The organism is Pantoea sp. BL1 (genome assembly GCF_000963985.1).
GTDB lineage: Bacteria > Pseudomonadota > Gammaproteobacteria > Enterobacterales > Enterobacteriaceae > Pantoea > Pantoea rwandensis_B.
The window spans coordinates 111,809-131,557 of record NZ_JZRH01000012.1; the positions used below are offsets into that span (position 1 = coordinate 111,809).

19 protein-coding genes are annotated in these 19,749 nt (G+C 50.5%); 10 read left to right on the plus strand and 9 right to left on the minus strand.

Annotated elements, in window-relative coordinates:
• The first annotated feature begins 68 nt into the window (after positions 1 to 68).
• A complete protein-coding gene (locus VH86_RS08055) occupies positions 69 to 959 on the plus strand; it encodes a LysR family transcriptional regulator (RefSeq protein WP_045832510.1) in 891 nt (296 codons plus the stop codon).
• A gap of 11 nt (positions 960 to 970) precedes the next feature.
• On the opposite strand, the gene VH86_RS08060 is transcribed toward VH86_RS08055, so the two are convergent.
• From VH86_RS08060 to VH86_RS08080, 5 genes are all read right to left on the minus strand, one after another.
• Positions 971 to 1,702 carry a Fic family protein gene (locus VH86_RS08060; RefSeq protein ID WP_045832511.1) on the minus strand — a complete coding sequence of 244 codons (732 nt, stop codon included), beginning with the start codon at positions 1,700 to 1,702 and terminating at the stop codon, positions 971 to 973.
• Positions 1,699 to 1,962, minus strand: a complete 264-nt coding sequence (locus tag VH86_RS08065; protein WP_045832512.1) for a hypothetical protein — start codon at positions 1,960 to 1,962, stop codon at positions 1,699 to 1,701. The genes VH86_RS08060 and VH86_RS08065 overlap by 4 nt, the downstream gene beginning before the upstream one ends.
• A 130-nt stretch (positions 1,963 to 2,092) precedes the next feature.
• Positions 2,093 to 3,739, minus strand: coding sequence for a malate dehydrogenase (quinone) (gene mqo / locus VH86_RS08070; protein ID WP_045815569.1), 1,647 nt, complete (start codon positions 3,737 to 3,739; stop codon positions 2,093 to 2,095).
• 303 nt (positions 3,740 to 4,042) lie between these two features.
• Entirely contained in the window at positions 4,043 to 5,434 is a 1,392-nt protein-coding gene (locus VH86_RS08075; RefSeq protein WP_045832513.1) for an APC family permease, read from the minus strand.
• 149 nt (positions 5,435 to 5,583) lie between these two features.
• A complete protein-coding gene (locus VH86_RS08080) occupies positions 5,584 to 6,414 on the minus strand; it encodes a helix-turn-helix domain-containing protein (protein ID WP_045832514.1) in 831 nt (276 codons plus the stop codon).
• Positions 6,415 to 6,644: 230 nt separating this feature from the next.
• Between VH86_RS08080 and VH86_RS08085 the strand changes: the two genes are divergently transcribed.
• The 7 genes from VH86_RS08085 (at position 6,645) to VH86_RS08115 (ending at position 13,640) form a co-directional block, all read left to right on the plus strand.
• Positions 6,645 to 7,784 carry a tyramine oxidase subunit B gene (locus VH86_RS08085; protein ID WP_045832515.1) on the plus strand — a complete coding sequence of 380 codons (1,140 nt, stop codon included), beginning with the start codon at positions 6,645 to 6,647 and terminating at the stop codon, positions 7,782 to 7,784.
• Positions 7,785 to 7,809: 25 nt separating this feature from the next.
• Positions 7,810 to 8,232, plus strand: a complete 423-nt coding sequence (locus tag VH86_RS08090) for a RidA family protein (protein WP_045832516.1) — start codon at positions 7,810 to 7,812, stop codon at positions 8,230 to 8,232.
• 16 nt (positions 8,233 to 8,248) lie between these two features.
• On the plus strand, positions 8,249 to 9,553 hold the full coding sequence (locus VH86_RS08095; RefSeq protein ID WP_045832517.1) for an FAD-binding oxidoreductase: 1,305 nt from the start codon (positions 8,249 to 8,251) through the stop codon (positions 9,551 to 9,553).
• 137 nt (positions 9,554 to 9,690) lie between these two features.
• Complete coding sequence (gene leuC / locus VH86_RS08100) at positions 9,691 to 11,112, plus strand: 3-isopropylmalate dehydratase large subunit (protein ID WP_045832518.1); 1,422 nt, start codon at positions 9,691 to 9,693, stop codon at positions 11,110 to 11,112.
• A 1-nt stretch (position 11,113) separates the two neighbouring features.
• Entirely contained in the window at positions 11,114 to 11,743 is a 630-nt protein-coding gene (gene leuD / locus VH86_RS08105) for a 3-isopropylmalate dehydratase small subunit (RefSeq protein ID WP_045815562.1), read from the plus strand.
• A complete protein-coding gene (locus tag VH86_RS08110) occupies positions 11,736 to 12,650 on the plus strand; it encodes an alpha/beta fold hydrolase (protein ID WP_045832519.1) in 915 nt (304 codons plus the stop codon). Before leuD ends, VH86_RS08110 begins: the two co-directional genes overlap by 8 nt.
• Positions 12,651 to 12,680: 30 nt before the next feature.
• Positions 12,681 to 13,640 (plus strand): LysR family transcriptional regulator, encoded by a 960-nt coding sequence (locus VH86_RS08115; RefSeq protein ID WP_045832520.1) that lies wholly within the window; start codon positions 12,681 to 12,683, stop codon positions 13,638 to 13,640.
• 26 nt (positions 13,641 to 13,666) lie between these two features.
• Here the strand turns inward: VH86_RS08115 and VH86_RS08120 are convergent, their stop codons facing one another.
• Together VH86_RS08120 and kup are read right to left on the minus strand one after the other, a co-directional pair.
• The gene (locus VH86_RS08120; RefSeq protein ID WP_045815559.1) at positions 13,667 to 13,972 is read right to left on the minus strand and encodes a DUF1471 domain-containing protein; all 306 of its coding nucleotides are present in this window, start codon (positions 13,970 to 13,972) and stop codon (positions 13,667 to 13,669) included.
• 279 nt (positions 13,973 to 14,251) lie between these two features.
• Positions 14,252 to 16,120: a low affinity potassium transporter Kup gene (gene kup / locus VH86_RS08125; RefSeq protein WP_045815558.1), complete on the minus strand. Its 1,869-nt coding sequence runs from the start codon at positions 16,118 to 16,120 to the stop codon at positions 14,252 to 14,254.
• A 351-nt stretch (positions 16,121 to 16,471) separates the two neighbouring features.
• Between kup and VH86_RS08130 the strand changes: the two genes are divergently transcribed.
• Complete coding sequence (locus VH86_RS08130) at positions 16,472 to 17,581, plus strand: SDR family oxidoreductase (RefSeq protein ID WP_045832521.1); 1,110 nt, start codon at positions 16,472 to 16,474, stop codon at positions 17,579 to 17,581.
• Between the two features lie 115 nt (positions 17,582 to 17,696).
• On the opposite strand, the gene VH86_RS08135 is transcribed toward VH86_RS08130, so the two are convergent.
• Complete coding sequence (locus VH86_RS08135; protein WP_045832522.1) at positions 17,697 to 18,497, minus strand: MetQ/NlpA family ABC transporter substrate-binding protein; 801 nt, start codon at positions 18,495 to 18,497, stop codon at positions 17,697 to 17,699.
• A gap of 403 nt (positions 18,498 to 18,900) precedes the next feature.
• Here VH86_RS08135 and VH86_RS08140 point away from each other — a divergent pair, with 403 nt between their 5' ends.
• Complete coding sequence (locus tag VH86_RS08140; RefSeq protein ID WP_156150571.1) at positions 18,901 to 19,107, plus strand: hypothetical protein; 207 nt, start codon at positions 18,901 to 18,903, stop codon at positions 19,105 to 19,107.
• Between the two features lie 18 nt (positions 19,108 to 19,125).
• Here VH86_RS08140 and VH86_RS08145 read toward each other — a convergent pair whose 3' ends face one another.
• Positions 19,126 to 19,698 (minus strand): TetR/AcrR family transcriptional regulator, encoded by a 573-nt coding sequence (locus VH86_RS08145; protein ID WP_045832524.1) that lies wholly within the window; start codon positions 19,696 to 19,698, stop codon positions 19,126 to 19,128.
• Between the last annotated feature and the right edge of the window lie 51 nt (positions 19,699 to 19,749).

The following is a 19,749-nucleotide window of genomic DNA, read 5'->3' on the forward strand; positions in this document are numbered from 1 at the left end:
ACTCGCGCTGGTGTTTGACGGCTAACAAGGCTATTTTGGTAGGGGTATAAAATATTTTATGGGTCACTATGTCACTGGTTCGCTTACGAACGTTTATGGAAGTGTATCGACAGCGGTCGATTTCCGGCGCGGCGCGCGCATTGAATCTTACGCAGCCAGCGGTTTCGCAACACATTAGTGGTCTGGAAGTCGCAGTGGGTCGGCCGCTGTTTGAACGTCAGGCCCATGGTGTGATGCCAACGGCTGCTGCCGACGATTTGGCGGCTGATATTGGCAATTCACTGGATACCGCAGAGTCCGCTCTGTCATCGGCACGAGCCCGATCGATGGATGTGAGTGGGACCTTGCAGATCATTGGACATGCAGATTTTATGGCGGAGAAATTATCGGCTGAATTGCTGCCTCTGCTTGAAAGCGGTATTCGCGTGCATATGCACAGCGGTGATGGCCCGTTAGTCGCACAGATGGTGATTGAGGGGCATTGTGATCTCGGCATTACGGCGCATCCGGTGACCGATCCACGTTTAAAGGGTGAAGTGATTTTTCAGGACCGCGTAGTCGCAGTGGCTGCACCGGCCGTGGCGGCTCGCTTAAATAACAGCGCAGATTTTTCCTCGGATTTAATTAAAGAACCGCTGCTGGCTTATGATTTAAAACTGTCACTGATTGATCACTGGCTGGATAAGAACCGCATTAAATACCAGACGCTGTTACCTGCGGTGGTTGGGCAGGATTTACGTGGCTTGCGAAGTTTACTCTGCGGGGGATTTGGCTGGTCAGTGATGCCGGCATTTTTATGTCAGACGCAAATCGCGCAAGGAGACTTAGTGGTGCTGGATGCGCCAGTAGGAGACACGGAGATTCGCTATCACCTTATCTGGCTCCCCAGCGCACTGCGTCAACCGCGGATTGCCCACGCAAGGCAGGCACTGGTTTGGGGGATGAATAACAGCCATTAAGTTTTATTATCTCAATGTTGTGATTGATAGCTTTTATAGTGTTTGGTAACTAGCGGATCGTTAATGTCGCTATAATTCATTTGTCCTTTATCCAGCCCATCCAAACCTTTAATACTACCGATGGTTAATGGCCATTCGTCTCTGCTATGAATCTCAATAATGAACGGTTGAAGATAACGGTCCAGATGTCCTTTTCCAGGTTCACGAATCTCTCTGCTCAATGTGCGAAGGTAATCATCTTTATTTGTTTTAGACCAGTCGACAGAAAAACCTGCACGGAAGCTTAATTCCATGAAAATAAGCAAAATAGTGCGACCGTTACCATCCAGGAAAGGGTGAGCAAAAGCCAACTGTCCCATCACTTCTCCTGGCTTTTTACGAAATTTATCCCTGTCGCTGGCAAGCTTTAACGCATACTCCACAGCAAGCTGAATAAGATGTGGATATTCAAACACGGTAAAGTGTTCGTCTTCACGCGCGCCTTTGAATATCGATAGGTGAGGGACTAACTCGTTTCGGTCTTTTCCCGCCCAGTGGTAGAAATCGCCGAACAGAATTTCGTGAACTTTAAGCACGGAAAAATAATTTAAGTGTTTTTGTGCTGAGAGAAAAATTAGCGCATCTTCCAGACTGAGTTCGAATGAGAAATGCTCAGAGGCTTTAACCTCATCGGGATCTTTTAAACGCAAGGCATTCTGTAAATAACCCGCTGTTTCAAAATCACCAAAAGGATCAAAAATCATACAGAAAAATTCTGTTTGATTTGTCTTTTCTCACGCAGATAGTCGCCTTGCATCTCAAGCGTTTCTGCCTTGGTTAAAATGCCTTTTTTCTTGAGATTAACCAGAAGTTGTTCGATGGCATCCAGTTCTACGATGTCGTCGGCGAGGCGAGTAATGGCAACAGCCATGCGACTCATACCGTCACGGTCAGCCGTTACGTGGTGAACTTTAGCCAGTTCACGTACCTGATGAGCAACACTTAATGATGCAGATTTAGTCATGTCTTTGCCTCATTCAATGATAACCAATTTTAGCACGCGGAAGGTTGAGTGTCTGCTCTGCTATTTGACCTTCTCCGAGGCATAAAAAAGCCGGACATTGTCCGGCTTTCTTCATTAGTGCGAGGGAAAATTACAGCGCCATATCCTGCTTAGCGGATTCTGCGCGCGGCTTAGCCTGCGTAGGGGCAACTGACTGGTCACCCATGTTGATGACCGGTGGTTTGGTCAACTGCAACGTGGCTGCGGTGTTGTCCCAGACCTGCTGAGTCAGTGCGGTATTGCCGTTCAGTTTCTGACCGAAGCTTGGAATGATACCGCGGATCTTTTCTTGCCATTCAGGAGAAGCGAACTGCTCCGGGAACAACTTCTTCATCACGTCCAGGGTGATTGGCGCAGCAGTTGAAGCACCTGGTGATGCACCCAACAGGGCAGCAACGGTTTTCTGCTGATCGGTCACGATTTCGGTACCCAGCTTCAGCACGCCGCCTTTATCCGCATCTTTCTTGATGATCTGTACGCGTTGACCCGCCTGAATCAGTTTCCAGTCTTCTTTGCGTGCGTTCGGATAGTACTCTTTCAGCGCGGCAAAACGATCGTCGTCGTTCAGCATCACCTGACCAATCAGGTATTTCACCAGGTCAAAGTTATCAATACCAACGTGAGTCATCGGCATGATATTGCTGGTGGTCGTGGCACTTAACAGATCGAACAATGAGCCGTTTTTCAGATACTTGGTAGAGAAGGTCGCGAACGGTCCGAACAGCACCACGCGTTTACCGTCCAGATTACGGGCATCGATATGTGGAACAGACATCGGTGGCGCACCGACTGAAGCCTGGCCGTACACTTTTTCCAGGTGACGGCTGGTCACTTCTGGATTCTCGGTCATCAGGAACGAACCCCCTACCGGGAAGCCGCCATAGTTATCCGCCTCAGGAATACCGGTTTTCTGTAGCAGTTTGATGGCTGCGCCGCCTGCACCGATAAACACGTATTTCGCGTCAACCGAACGGTTCTCGCCGCTCTTCACATCTTTGATGGTGACGTGCCATGAGTTATCGCTGTTGCGTTTGAAATCGGTGACTTCTGAAGAGGTTTCTAATTTGAAATTCTGATCTTTCTTCAGGCTGCCAATCAACTGGCGGGTGATTTCACCGTAGTTAACGTCAGTACCCACTGGCGTCCAGGTAGCCGCCACTTTCTGATTAGGATCGCGACCTTCCATCACCAGCGGAGCCCACTGCTCAATCTGCTTGTGATCGGTTGAGAACTTCATGCCCTGGAACAGGGTGGTTTTTTGCAGTGCATCGTAACGTTTGGTCAGATACTCAACGTTTTGATCGCCCCAAACAAAGCTCATATGCGGCGTAGAGTTGATAAATGAACGCGGATCATGCATCACACCACGCTGAACCTGAGAGGTCCAGAACTGGCGGGAAATCATGAAGGCTTCGTTGATTTCCAGCGCCTTGCTCACGTCAATTGAACCGTCTGCACGCTCTGGCGTGTAGTTCAGCTCCATGTTAGCCGAGTGGCCCGTGCCTGCGTTGTTCCAGCCGTTAGAGGATTCCAGCGCTACGCCATCCAGACGCTCAACCATCAGCTGCTTCCAGCCTGGTTGCAGTTCCTGTAGCCAGGTTCCCAGTGAGGCGCTCATGACGCCGCCGCCAATCAACAGAACATCGGTTTTTTCTGGTGCGTTTTCAGCGTGGACCACTGAAGAAACAAGCAGCGCTGCCAGTGAAAGGGCAGACACGATTTTTTTAGAGTGAGTCATTCTGATCCTGATCTTTGTACTTTGCAGGTGAACGTTAAATTTTCGGTTTGCAAATTAAAAGATTGTTACGAAAAGATTAACTTGTTTTTAGTTAATAAAGTATTGGTGTTAATTACTTAACTTACATAAAACCATTGAGGTGGGAATTTAAGCAATCAATGCGAAAGGTAGGGGGATATATCCGTTGCTACTGCGCGGTTATTCTTTATAACGAGCATCGCGACTTAGGTCAAATAAAACACGATGACAGTGGGTTAAATAATGATTTCCTAAGTAGGTGCGCATTTCTGCGCACCACGCCAACTACTGCGCGCGAACTTTAACCCCGCGTTTTAGCGACATCCCGTATCCCAGCACTGCGCAGCCAGCAATGAACCACGGAATCATCTTCACCACGCTGGAATCACTACCGCTTAAGGATTGCAGATTGTTGACGACCAAAATAATCGTCACGCTCATGCACACCATTGATAGCAACGGTGCCCAGAACACAGTGAATTGATTTTCATCATGGTCTATCCGACGAAAGAACAGCACCACGGCAGCGGAGACGCCGAGTTGTAAAATGAGAATACACAGTGTGGCGACGGCAGAACCAATGGCAAAGATGTGCACCATCGGGTCCAGACCCGCGCTGCCCATACCTGCCAGTAGCATCAGCATGATCACACTGTGAACGTGGCTGGCGTTGTGCGGCGTGCCGTTGGTGGGATGGGTTTTACATAACTCTTTCCAGATCAAACCATCGCGGCTAATACTGAACAAATAACGTGAAATATTGTTATGAAACGCTAGCGCTGCCGCAAATAAGCTGGTGATAAGCAGTACCGACATGGTTTCTACGGCCCACTCTCCAACATATTGCCGTGTAATGTTAAACACGAAATTACCCGGTTCTTTGCTGGCAATTGCGACAATTTGATCAAAACCGTATGCCTGCACCAGTGACCAACTGGTAAAACAGAAAAATGCCGTGATCAGTAACAAGGCACATACCGTGGCACGCGGCACGGTTTTATGTGGGTCACGGCACTCTTCCGCATAAATGGCGGTGGATTCAAAACCGATAAAGGCCGCGATGGTGAAAATAAACGCGATACCCAGGTTGCCCTGCATAAATACTGAGGGTTCAAAAGATTGGAAATTATATGGCCCCACTTTTTTGATCAGCAGCATTACGTCGGTGAGCAACACAATGGCCACTTCCGCCAGCATTAATAGTCCAAGTAACTTTCCACCCACTTCGACACGTTTAATGCTCAATACCCAACACACCAGCACAAATAGCATGCTCAATGCCCACCAGGGAATATGGGCTGAAAAGTGTTCTTCAATAAACAGTTGCGTAAAGAATCCCAGCATCGCCACGATGGCAATCTGGATGGAGATATAAGCCATCAACGCTAATACTGATGCGGAAGCGCCCGTGCTTTCGCCCATCCCTTTAGAGATATAGGTATAAAAGGCCCCCGCATTATTCACATGACGGCTCATGGCAATAAAGCCCACGGCAAATAACATCAAAATAATACACGAGAGAATATAAAACACCGGAATGCCACCGCCGTTGCCGGAAATAATCGCCACCGGCAAGCCGCCCACCACACCTGTCAGCGGCGAGGCTGCCGCGACGACAAAAAAGACCAAAGAAAACAAACCCAACGTATTTTTGCGTAAGCCGGAATCCGTATTCATCGCCAAAGCCCTCAACCACTAAGATAAAGTTCTCAGGCAGTCTGTGCCGCCTGAGGCAGGTAACATAGCGGCATCATTTCTCAGCTGAGCTTGTGGCGGATAGAAAAAATCGGACAGCCTCACAGTGCAACGCTGCACCCTTTTAGTGCTCAGTGGAAACGCAAACGATGGAAATAAGCATCATGCGAAATACGCCGCTGATAATCACAGGGCGTAGTGCTGACAAACTTTTTAAATTCGCGCAGGAAGTGCGACTGATCGCTGAATCCAAGATCAAAGGCCAGATCGCTAAAGGACACTTCCTGCTGCAAGTGAATGCTGCCCAGCGCCGACTGGCAACGCAAAATGCGACTGAAAGCCTTGGGAGACATCCCCGTATCCTGGCGAAACTGACGCTGAATAGTGCGGCAGGTGTAACCGGTCAGTGCTTCCAGTTGGTCAATGCGAATATTGCCTTTCTGCTGACGCATCGTCTGGATAATCAATGATGTTACGGCAGATGCTTTGCGCACCAAGCGTGGTGTGAAAAAGGCGTTGAACAAAGCAATCTGCCGCGAAAAATCGCGTGTCTGGACGATCTGCTCAAAGGCCAGCCGTGCATCCGGTACCACATCAAGGAAATTGAACTCGCGATCGGGAATCTCTTCTGCCATCACATCCAGGAAGTCAGGGATGATGCCCGACGCAAAACGCACACCAAAATAGTGATGATTATGTTGCATATCTGCACCGCGCGCTTCCAGCGTGGTGCCACAGACACGAGCAGCAGGACGCTGTGCATCGCAATCAAACACGATATCCACGCAACCATCCGGTATCGCCAACGTCATGCAGGCATTCTGCGCCACTTCAAAACTGTAGAAATGGGAAATAGCCGGATTGTCTGAAGCAATCAGCGAATAATGCTGCGCGGCGTTCAGCACAAACCACGGCTGCTCGGGTTGAAATCCACTGTGGCGATAGAAAGGCAATTGTGTCATGGCGAGCTCCGCTGCGGGCTAAATACCCTCTGAGTGATGCAAGGGCTGTGCCACGCAAGAATGCCGCCATGTCGCAAATATTCAATACAGCTCGACAACTGACGCGCTATTTCTATTTCACGCAGCGAAGACCATCGACACCTAAGACGGTTTAGCCCGTGAAATCGCTAATGATGGCAATGCTCGCCACGGAGGGAAATAGACCAAAAGACTGATTGAAGAGGCGACTTATGAGTGATTCAACCCGGATTGATTTTATATACCTGTCGGAGCAAGACATGATTCGTGCCGGTGTGACCGATATGGCCGCCTGTGTCGATACCATGGAAGAGATGTTTGGACTGTTATATCACGGTGATTATCGTATGGCCGGTTCCAACAATGACTCACACGGCGCGATGGTGACATTCCCGGAAAACTCACCCTTTCCGGCGATGCCGAAACCCACAGCCGACCGCCGCATGATGGCGATGCCCGCTTATCTTGGCGGCAATTTCGGCACGGCTGGCGTGAAGTGGTATGGATCTAACATCGCCAACCGCGAGAAAGGTCTGCCGCGCTCAATTCTGATGTTTACCCTCAATGATGCCGATACCGGCGCGCCGCTGGCGCATATGTCAGCCAATTTGCTGTCGGCATACCGTACAGGCGCGGTGCCAGGCGTCGGTGCACGTCACCTGGCACGTAAGGATTCCCGAGTCATCGGTTTGCTCGGACCGGGCGTGATGGGAAAAACCGCGGTAGCGGCATTTATTGCTGTTTGCCCACACATCGACACCATCAAAGTGAAAGGGCGCGGCCAGCGCAGCCTCGATAACTTCATCACCTGGGTGCAGGAGACCTATCCACAAATTAAGCAGGTAGAGGTTGTCGATTCGCTGGAAGCGGTAGTTCGCGGCAGTGACATTGTCACCTATTGCAGCTCAGGTGAAGTCGGTGATCCCGCCACTTATCCGCTGGTGAAACGTGAATGGGTGAAAGCTGGCGCGTTCCTCGCCATGCCTGCGCTGTGCAATATCGATGAAGGCATGGAGCAGCCGGATGTGCGCAAAGTGCTGGATAACACCGGACTCTATCATGCCTGGTTTGATGAAGTTCCCAAGCCTGCGCATCGCTGCGTGCCGATTATCGGTGTGCGCTTTATGGATATGGTCGCTGAAGGGCAACTGCAGGCGGAGCAACTGGAGGATATTGGCAAAATTGTCGCCGGCGAGGCGCCTGGCCGCCAAAACGATAGCGAGATCATCATCATGTCTGTTGGTGGCATGCCGGTAGAAGATGTGGCCTGGGGCACGGTGCTGTATCGCAATGCACTGGAAAAAGGCATTGGCGTCAAACTCAACCTGTGGGAATCACCGGTTTTAAGCTAATCCACTGATTAACGGAGAAAACGTCATGACCAACATTATTAAAGTCACAACCGGTTCGAAATTTGAAGAGCAAGCGAGCTATTCGCGCATCGTGGCCGTGGATAACTGGATTTATGTTTCCAATACCACCGGTCGTAACCCGCAGACCAAACAAATTCCTGAAGACCTGCGCGAGCAAACATTGCAGGTATTTGCCAATATCGAAGCGGCCTTAGCGGCAATTGATGCCTCATTACAGGATGTGGTGTGTTCGCGCGTCTTTATTCAGAACCCGGATGATGTTCCCACCGTGATGGCGATCATTGGCGAAAAGTTCCGCGGTATTAACCCGGCGTCAACCGTGACCTGTCCTCCGCTGGGTTCGACCGTCTACAAAGTCGAACTGGAAGTCACAGCATACCGCGGCGCAGGTAAAGCCGAGGTGCAAGAAATTACCGTGGCCCTGTAAGGGCGGGAGATACGCTATGGCACCTGTTATTACGCCCGTGGTCACCTCACCAATAATGCCGGATACCAGCACTGTGGTGATCATTGGCGGTGGCATTGTAGGGTTAACGGCCGCGCTGACGCTCGCGGAGCGCAACATTCCGGTGGTGGTGCTGGAAAAAGGGCGTATCGCGGGTGAGCAGTCATCACGCAATCTGGGCTGGATCCGTAAAACCAGCCGTGCGCTGGAGGATATCCCTCTGGCCCAGGCCGCTGACCGTTTATGGGCGCAGATGGCCACGCGTGTGGGAAGCGATGTGGGCTACCGTCAGGCAGGCATCATGTTTATTGCTCGCAATGAAAAGCAGATGGCAATGCATGAAAACTGGCTAAAGGGCGTGAACGCCGCTGGACTGGACACCCGACTGCTCAGCAATCGCGAGATTGCGATGCGCGTGCCCGGTGGCGCGGAAAAATGGGCGGGAGGTATTTTTACCGCCTCTGATGGACGTGCAGAACCCACGCTCGCAGCCAGCGCCATTGCTAAAGCAGCCATGGCAAAGGGCGCGATTATCATTGAGCACTGTGCTGTGCGTGGTTTAGCCACCAGCAATGGCAAGGTCAGTGGCGTGGTAACGGAGCGCGGTGAGATTCGTTGTGATCAGGTGTTACTCGCTGCCGGTGCCTGGTCACGTCGCTTCCTCGGCAATCTCGGCATTAATTTGCCAACCTTGCCACTGATTTGCTCGGTCATGCGTACCAAACCGCTGCAAGGACCCGCCAACATCGCGGTGGGGGCGCCAGATTTTTCATTCCGTCAGCATCAGGATGGCGGTTTCATCATCACGCAACGCGGTGCGCTGGATGCTCCCTTGACGCTTGACCATTTATTAATTGGGACGCGCTATATGCCTCAATTACGCCATGCCCGCGAGAACTTGCGAATTTCACTGGGCAAATATTTCCTCAAGGATCTGGCGATGGCACGTCGCTGGCGCAACGATCGACGCACACCTTTTGAGAAAGTCCGTACACTGGATCCGCTAGCTAATCCGGCATTGAACGGGGAAGCGATGCGAAATCTCATTGCCGCCTGGCCGGTGTTTGAGCAAGTCGTCATGGCTGAGTCATGGGCGGGCGTCATTGATGTGACGCCAGATTCGAACCCGGTAATTGGTCCTGTGGCGTCAATGCCAGGATTGACGCTGGCCACTGGTTTTTCAGGCCACGGTTTTGGGACATCACCGGCTGCAGGGCAGTTAGCGGCCGATTTGGTGATTGGGCATCCACCGCTTATCGATCCCGCGCCTTATCGCTTTGAACGTCTGATTTCTTCTCATTAACTCAGGAGCGGCTGGTTAGTCGCCCGTAAGTTACATTCCATAAATCATTACATCACGTATCGTGTTCATTAACTCGCCCCCATCTGTATTACCCTAATGTCTCTAATGACTTGTTAATACTTTATGTGGGCAATCGCATGGCTAACAAAACACTGTATGAAAAACTGATCGATCAGCATGTCGTACGTAAGTTAGACGATGAAGGGCATGTGTTGCTCTATATTGATCGGTCTATCCTGAATGAATACACCAGCCCGCAGGCTTTCAGTGGCCTGCGTGAACATCAACGCCCTGTACGCCATCCTGCCACCATCTTGCTCAACGTGGATCATGTGAATCCGACCAGACCGGAACGTGATGAAGCCATGACCGATGCCGGTGGCCAGTTGCAAGTCGACTATTTCCGTCAGAACGCCGCCCATTTTGGTATCGAACTGCTTGATGTGATGGACCCACGCCAGGGAATTGAACATGTGGTCGCACATGAACAAGGATTGGTGATGCCCGGCATGGTGATTGCTGCCGGTGACAGCCACACCACCACCTACGGTGCATTTGGCGCACTGGGTTTCGGTATCGGGACGTCCGAAATTGAACACTTGCTGGCGACACAAACCCTGATTTATCGCCGATTAAAAACCATGCAAGTGAAGGTCGAAGGCGAGCTGCCTTATGGTTGTTCCGCCAAGGACATCATTCTGGCGCTGATTGAACGTATTGGTGCCTCCGGTGCGACCGGGTATGCCATCGAATTCTGCGGAGCAACCATTGATGCACTGAGCATGGAAGGTCGCATGACCCTGTGCAATATGGCCGTTGAAGCAGGTGCACGCGGAGCGATTATCGCGCCGGATGAAAAGGTGTTTGCCTATATTGAGGGCAAACCACAAATGCCAACTGGCGATCTGTGGCAGCAAGCAAAAAGTGAGTGGCTTACGCTGCGAAGCGATGAAGAGGCGAAATTTGACCGCGCGTTGACCCTGGATTGCAGCAATCTCGAACCGAAAGTCACTTGGGGCATTAGCCCGGACCAAACCAGTGCAATCAGCGGGCGAGTACCGGATCCCGCACTGGAAAAAGATTTAATCAAACAGCAGGCGCTGAAAACTGCGCTGAAATATATGGATCTGGAGCCCGGCACGCCGCTGGAAAGTATCGCCATTACCCATGCATTTATTGGCTCCTGCACCAATGGCCGAATTGAAGACCTCCGTGCTGCCGCTGCGGTGATTGGTGAACGTAAAATTGCCCGCCACGTGCGCGGAATCATTGTGCCGGGTTCGACTCAAGTCCGTCAGCAAGCGGAAGCTGAAGGGTTAGCCCGCATCTTCATCGATGCCGGATTTGAGTGGCGGCAGTCAGGGTGCTCAATGTGCCTTGCAATGAATGAAGATGTCCTGGCACCCGGCGACCGCTGTGCCTCTGGCACCAATCGCAACTTTCCCGGCCGACAAGGGGCGGGTGCTCGCACGCATTTGATGAGCCCAGCGATGGTGGCCGCGGCTGCATTAGCCGGTCATCTGGTCGATGTTCGCAGTTTGATGACAGTAGAGGGTTAAAATGGAAGCATTTCACAGTATCACCGGCAAAATCGCACCTTTACCCGCCGCCAATATCGACACAGATGTCATCATGCCCAAGCAATTCCTCAAGGGCATTGATCGCCAGGGGCTTGATCGGGGGGTATTCTTCGACCTGCGCTTCCTGGCTGACGGCTCACCAAATCCTGATTTCATCCTGAATCAACCCGGTTGGGAGCAGGCTGCATTTCTACTGGTAGGCGCCAACTTTGGCTGTGGCTCCAGCCGTGAACACGCCGTGTGGGGACTGAATCAACTGGGGATTCGTGCCCTTATTGGCACGAGCTTTGCGGGTATTTTCGACGACAACTGCCAACGTAATGGTGTGCTGACACTGACACTGAGCGAAGAAGCGTATCAACAACTGAGCGAAGCGACTCTCGATGCCGCACATAATGAAATCACGATATCGCTGGAACATCAGACCCTCTGCTTCAATAATCAAACACTGCACTTTGAGGTCAGCGCGTTAAAACGCGAGATGTTGTTGGGTGGAGGCAGTGCAGTTGACTGGACATTGCAGTACGAACCTGACATTGCGCAGTTCGAAAAACAGCATTTTGCCCAACGTCCGTGGCTGCAGCGGGTAAAAGGACAACAAGATGAGTGAAATGACGGATCGAGGCGCATCATCGTTTATCGACGGTTTTGCTTTAAAGGATGTAAAACTCGCCAATGGTGTGACACTGCGTGTCGCCACAGGCGGCGAAGGCTCACCGTTACTGATGTTGCATGGACATCCACAGAACCATCTGGCATGGCGTAAAGTTGCACCGCAGTTGGCGAAAAAATACCAGGTCATACTGCCGGATTTGCGCGGATACGGCGACAGTGACAAGCCGGCCAGCGATGAGCAGCATCTTACCTACGCGAAACGCAGCATGGCGGATGACATCAGCCTGCTGATCGATGCGTTGGGACTGGATCATGTGGCTTTCGTGGGGCACGATCGTGGCGCTCGGGTCGGGCACCGACTGGCGCTCGACCATCCTGAAAAGGTCACGTGTTGTACTTTTGTCGATATTGCACCCACTGCGACAATGTATGCGAAAACGGATAAAGCCTTTGCCACACGCTATTTCTGGTGGTTCTTTTTGATCCAACCTTATCCGCTGCCGGAGACCATGATCGGCCACAATCCGGCATTTTTCCTGAGAAAACATATCGACGGTCAGTTGAAAACACCGGGTGCCACATCAGAAGCGGTGTTTAACGATTATCTGCGCTGTTATCAGCAACCTGAGATGATTCATGCGGTGTGTGAAGACTATCGCGCTGCTGCGACCATCGATTTAGAACATGATGCGCAAGACAGCGAGAAACGTATTGCTTGCCCATTGCAGTTGCTTTGGGGCGAGAAGGGCACAGTGGGTCAATTATACGATGTCGTTTCGACCTGGCAGGATAAAGCCGTTGACGTGCAGGGTGCCGCACTGCCTTGTGGGCACTCCCCGCAGGAAGAGATCCCAGAGGTGTTTCTGGCGCAGCTACAAGGCTTCCTCGATTCTGTGCTATAACCCTCCGATGCCCGTTAACAGTGTGATGCCATGAAGCAAGAGCTTGCCGGAAAAAACGTCCAGAAACCCTTGCAGGGCTGGCCTGCTATCGAAGATCTCTATGTTTTCATCAGTGTGGCGCGCCACGACGGTTTTGGGCGCGCCGCAGTGGAACTTGGCCAGTCTCCTTCCTATATCAGTAAACGCATTGCTATTTTGGAGAAGCAGCTGGATACCCGACTGTTTTTCAGAACCAACCGGGTGATGCGCCTGACACCCGAAGGTGAGAAGGCGTTGGAGGGGGCACAGCAGGTGCTTCAGGAAATGGATGCCTTCCTCAGCAATTTCCGGCAGTGGCGTGGGGAACTGACCGGCGATATGACAGTAGGCTGTTCGATGGGTTTTGGGCAGGATTATCTCTCTGACGCCATCTCCGCCTTTATCTCTCAGCACCCGTCATTGAATATCAAGCTGATCCTCAGCGACCGGGAAATTGATTTAATGCAGTCGGGGACCGACGTGGATATTCAGGTTGGTGACGACCTCAATCACGCCTATATTGCACGCAAACTGGCCGCCAATCGGCGAATCCTCTGCGCATCTCCTGACTATTTATCCCAATCAGTGCCACTCAATTCATTGGATGATTTAATTCATCACAGCTGTCTTATCATTAATGAAAAGCACAGTACCTTTGGCAATTGGCCGCTGACTGACGGGGAACAAAAGATATTGTGTCGTCTGAATAGTCATTATTCATCGAACAGTGGCAAGGTTATTCTTAATTGGGCCTTGAAGTCGCACGGTATTGCTCTGCGCTCTGCATGGGATGTCGAACCTTATCTGGCGCGGGAGGAATTAGTGCATGTATTACCGCAGTGGTATCAGGAAGCGAATATCTGGGCGGTGTATACGCAACGGACGTCAGAATCGTCGCGCATAAAAGTCTTTATTGATTTCCTGGTGCAATACTTTGCAGAAAAAAGCCTGTCACGGGAGTGGCAGGCTTAATTTAGGCTTGGATGCGTAGGTTAACATCAGCCGTACGCCACTTTGCTGTTAATGTGGTACAGCGTGGCAGTCGCTGCCATCACATGCTGGCCATCATGGCCCGGTTCATGGGATTCAACATCCGTAATGTGATAACCAACAGCGCCAGCGGCTAGCGTCTTTTTCACTATCGCGTCAGTCAACTCTTCCATCGACGTGGCCCAGCTCACTGAAGTGAAGCCGACTGGGTGAATGGATGAGAGTTCGCGATGAGTGAGGTCAGCACGGACTAATACTGGTTTAACATTTTGCGGTGTGAAAATAGAAATCACGTCGTTAATAAGTTCTTTCATGGTCTTACTCCTCAAAATAACAACTGAGCCGATTTCGAAGCGACACGTTTTATTGTTGATGATTGATTTATTAAACCCGGCAGTTGCGCACGGCAGGTCATCGGCGCCGGTAGGCTTAATAAACACCTTTTGAGGTTATGCGTTTTAGCTTTAATTGCTAATTAGTTGTTAAGAAAAGTTCGGCCACAACTCTGATAAACTTTAGGGAATATTTTTTCATCTGCTTACATTTAGGGCGGACTATTTAATCAGTTGGGGCGCACTATGCGCCCCATTTTGTTAAAACTCGCGTTGTCCACCTAACTCGATCACTCGATTCGGTGGAATGTTGAATTGTTCATGTGCCCGTAACGCATTACGTTGGCAGAAGTGGAAGATGCCACCTTTAACTCGCGCCAACCCTTTGCGCTTTTTCATCACCAGTGTGTCGTGTGAGGTAAAGAACGAGGCTTCATTGACGGTACAACCAAAGCCTTCTAACCCACATAAATGCAACACTTCAGCCATTGAAGGAACCTCACGCCACCCATACGCCGCCGTAACTTGCCAGAATGACGGTGACAACTGCGTAATGGTAATGCGTTGTTGGTTGTGCACGCGCGGAGTATCGGTGGTACGAATATTCAGCAACACCACGCGTTTGTGCAGCACGCGGTTATGTTTGAGGTTATGCAGCAGGGCTTGTGGGATCTCAAACTCTTTACGAGCGAGGAAAATCGCCGTTCCCGGCACGCGACTCGGCGGATTAGTTTCCAGCGACTTCACCAGAGCCTGAAGGCTTTCGGGGTCGTTATTCAACTTTTTAATTAACCGATTACGCTCGGTGCTCCAGATCAGCATTAATCCCATCATGGTCAGCGCCATGACCACAGGTACCCATCCACCGGATAACAACTTCATCAAGTTGGCGGCGAACAGGGGGATATCAATGGTCAGCATACAGATGAGAAATACCAATGCCAGCGGTAGCGGCCATTTCCAGTTACGCAGCGCCACCACGCCAGCCAGACAAGCGGTGATCACCATGGTGCCCGTCACTACAATACCGTACGCCGAGGAGAGGGCTGAGGATTGGCGGAACGCCAGCACGATCACGGTGACTGCAACAAAAAGCAGCCAGTTAACCACCGGAATATAGATCTGCCCGGATTCGGTATGTGAGGTAAACACAATACGCATCGGGGGGAGAAAACCCTGGCGAATCGCCTGATGCGTCAGGGTATAAACACCAGAAATCACAGACTGTGCCGCGATAACGGTGGCGAGCGTTGAGAGTACGATGAGCGGGATCTGCCCCCAGCCAGGTGCAAGGTTAAAGAAAGGGTTATTGATGGCTTTGGCGTCGGCGATAACCAGCGCGCCCTGTCCAAAATAGTTGAGCACCAACGCGGGCATCGCTATCACCAGCCAGGCCATACGAATGGGCGCTTTACCGAGGTGCCCCATGTCAGCATACAGTGCTTCGGCACCGGTCACTGCCAGCACCACCATGCCGAGCGCGGCAAAGGAAAGCGCCTTATGCGTCAATAAAAACGTCAGTGCGTAGGAAGGGCTAAGAGCGTGGAGCACAGTGGGATTGAGTGCGATCCCGCGAATCCCTAATAAGCCAATCGAAACAAACCAGATAAACATGACGGGGCCAAACACTTTACTGACTTTCTCCGTGCCATGTTTTTGGATCATAAAAAGCAGCGTCAGAATCACGACCGCCAGGGGAACGACAAACTTGTCCAGGTGCGGTGAAACAACTTCCATCCCTTCAATCGCGGATAACACGGATATCGCTGGTGTAATAATCCCGTCACCGTAAAAGAATGCCCCACCGGTGAGCCCCGCTAACACAATAATATGGCCGATTTTCGGGCTGACATTGCGGCGAGCCAATGACATCAGCGTCAAAATGCCGCCTTCGCCGTCGTGGTCGGCCCGCATGACAAAACAGACGTATTTCAATGTCACGATGAGCGTGAGCGCCCAAAAAATCAGCGATAAGAAGCCCATGACGGCGACGGTGGATAGAGATCCATCGGGCAAGATTGAAAGACACTCTTTCAAGGTATACAGAGGGCTGGTACCGATATCACCAAACACGATCCCTGCGGCGGCCAGCATGCCAGCAGGCAGAGATTGTTTCTCGGTCTGACTCATAGATTTCCTGTTTCTTTTCAGCGTGGAGCAGCGATGGCTGTGTATGACGGCGAACATACCTTTTTCCCTGCCAGGTGAATAGCAGGTGGCGATTTTATGCACTGCATTTTTACGCCAGGCAGTGAAATTTTTACGACATTTTTATATCTCGGTTTACTTTTTGATCTCAGAATAGTCGATAAACCAGAAGCAAACTGACGACTGGCGATCATAAATTCACCACAGTTAAACGGTGACTAACCGGAACGTATTTTTCCCACCACCACCCAAACGCATTTATCCGCCATTTATCTTGCCTGTTCTACATTCGACGCAATCCTTTTGATCAAAACTGACCTGTAGATCGACACTATGAATACGATTCTTGTTACTGGCGCGACTGGCTTCCTGGGCGGCGCGGTTACCGTGAATTTATTAAAGAAAAGAGAAAATAACCGTTTGCTCCTGTTGGTGCGCGGTGATTCACCGTCCGAAGGATTGACCCGGCTTCAAGGTAATTTGTCCAAGTTCGGTGTGGATGCCAGTTTGCTGAATACGTTAACTACAGAAAATATTTTAATCGGGGATTTGGCTGAGCCGGAACGATTCACGGACGATCCGCGACTGGATGCGGTGACACATGTGATGAACTGCGCCGCCGTCGCCTCATTTGGTACCAACCCTTATATTTGGAAAGTGAACGTAGAAGGGACGTTCCAGTTTGCCAGCCGTATGAGCCAGGTGAGTGGTTTGAAGCGATTCATTCACGTAGGAACCGCCATGTCCTGCGCCCCAGAAGCCAATACCCTGGTGACCGAAAGCGAATTGAATACGCTGCGCGATCAGCACATTGTGGAATACACCTGGAGTAAAGCCACGGTGGAAAAAATGATGACCGAATCGCTGCCGAATCTGCCACTGGTCATTGCTCGGCCTTCTATCGTGGTTGGCCATTCCGATCACGGCTGCACCCCATCGCCGAGTATTTTCTGGGTGTTCCGCATGGCCCTCACGCTGGGTAAGTTCATGTGTGAACTCGAGGACCGCATTGATGTGGTGCCAGTGGATTACTGCGCAGATGCATTGGAATTATTGCTGACCGCCGAGAACGTCGATAAAAGTATTATTCATATTTCTGCTGGCCTCAATAGCAGTGTGACCTTCGCCGAAATTGATAAAGCGATGGCAAAGGCCTCAGGTCAAATTCCGGTCGCAGAGACGTATCAAAAGGTCAACTACCGTGAGTTAGCTGAAAGTAAGAAAAGCTTCTCGTCTCTGTTTGGCCCCTGCAACGAGCGTATTGTGCTGAGAGCGATGAATCTCTATGGCCACTTTTCAAAGCTCAATGTGGTTTTCAGCAATGATAAATTGCTGGAGTTGGGCATGCCGCCATCGTCAAAATTCACTGATTATCTGCATCGCTGCGTCACTTCGACGAAAGATGCAACCATTGCGGAATTAATGGAAGTGGATTTTAAATAACCTCAACGCGAAATGCTGATATGACATGATGATTGTCAGTTGAGCTATCTGTTGCTAAACCTTTCAAGCCGAGCCTTTATAGGGGTGTCCTGTAGGACGCCCCTATAATAGGCTATTACCAGCCTTTAATAATATCGCCTTTATAAATCTCGTTAGCTTTATCCAGCACTTGCTGTGACTGGAAGGCCTCTTTCAATTTCTGCACGTTGGCGCTGTCTTTATTGTCTTCACGCGCCACGATGGCATTCACGTATGGCGAGGCTTTGCCTTCCATAAACATGCCGTCACGCGAGGCAGAAAGATTCACCAGCGCAGCAAAATTGTTATTGATGATCGAAATATAAACCTGCGGATCGTCTAGCGTACGTGCCAACTGCGGGGTATCGACTTCAACGATTTTCAGCTTCTTAGGATTGTCTGTGATATCCAGTGTCGTCGGCAGCAGACCCGCTTCCGGCTTCACTTTGATCAGACCTTGTGCTTGTAGCAATAGCAGACTGCGGCCCAGCGTGGTCGCTTCGTTAGAAATAGTGACAGTGGCGCCTTCAGGCAACTCGGCCAGAGTTTTAATCTTGCGCGAGTATCCTGCAATCGGGAACACGAAGGTGTTGGTGACGACAGCAAATTTATAGCCGCGCTCTTTTGACTGCATTTCCAGGTAAGGCAGGCTCTGGAAGGCGTTGACATCAACATCCTTATTGCGCAGCGCCTCGTTTGGCTGCACGTAATCGTTAAATGCAACGACATCGACATCCAGATGATACTTATCATGCGCAACCTGCTTCACGGTCTGCCAGATCGCCTCATCAGGTCCGGTATTAATCGCAACTTTGATGGCATTATCTTTTTGGTTATCGCATGCGCTGAGCAGGGAAACGGCGGCAGCGAGCAGGGTGGAAAGCACAATTTTTTTCATGACACAGGTCCCTTAGAAACGTAGGGGAAGGACTATAATATACGTCTGGACGTCTGTACATCCGTTGGAAGCGCGTTCGCTTGAATTTCATGCAGCTCAAAAAATCGCTCGATCATACTTTTTAGTCATTAATCCCCGTGACTGACATTGTGCTTTGCTGATATATCCAACAGGAAATAATTTAGAAAAACAGAAGATTTCAGGCTCGTAGTTGCGAACTGAGGCTTGTTCTCTACTTGAGATCGATCTCATTTATCAGAATTTTTGCGGCTTGGCGGGGTGGAAAACGTCGAATGTCATTAGAGTTTTCGCAGAACGTAATATTAATATAACTGCATTGTGCGTCCTGATACTTACAAGATAATCTGTTGAAGCAGATTATCTTGTTATAGATCGGGAGAAGATGATGGAGTCTGTTAAAGCGTTGAATATGGAGCAGTTGAACAAGTTTCTCAGTAGCGGTAAGCACTCTTCAGTTGTTATTGGCTTCAATCTCACCAGCGATGCGTTTTTCAACATGGCAGCCTATTGGCGCGATCGCGGTGTCACGATTGAAAAACGCGATGCCTATTTTGTCGCCACCACTGATAATTCATTAACCACTTCCTGAAACAGATTTTTCGACAAATCAAAGCGCGAGTTTAATAAAGGCACGTAAATCGTTTATCGCCTGTTCCCGCGCTTCAGTCTGTTGCACCACAATCAGTAAATCCGCATAGCCATTTAACATCGCGCTGAGTTGACGTGCCACCTGGTGGGCATTTGCTTCACGAAATGCACCTGCACGGATGCCATCCTCTACGATTCCCGCCATCAATGCTTGCCAATGTTGTGTCAATTGCGTGGCCAATTGCGCGTACGCCGCTTCAGTTGTCGCTTTACGCCAAAGAGAACTATACAGCTGCCACACCGCATCCGGTTCCTGCGGTAAATAGCTACTGATAAACGCTTCCAGGCGTTCAGTGAAGGGCAGTTGTTCAATATCCCGGGTAAATAACTGCAAATCACGCTGCGCAAATCGGCCACAGGCTTCCAGGCACAATGTCGCCCAGTCGGGAAAATAGTGATAGATGTGGCTGCGTGACAGGCCGAGTTGCGTAGTTAACTCGCGCGTTTTCACATTCTCCAATCCCTTTTCAATAAACAGTGCGACCGCTGTGTCCAGGATCTTTTCACGCAACTCTGCTGTTGTCTCTTTCATCACCACCACCGTTGACTTTGAGCGATCGCTCAAATACAATTTTACCACTTT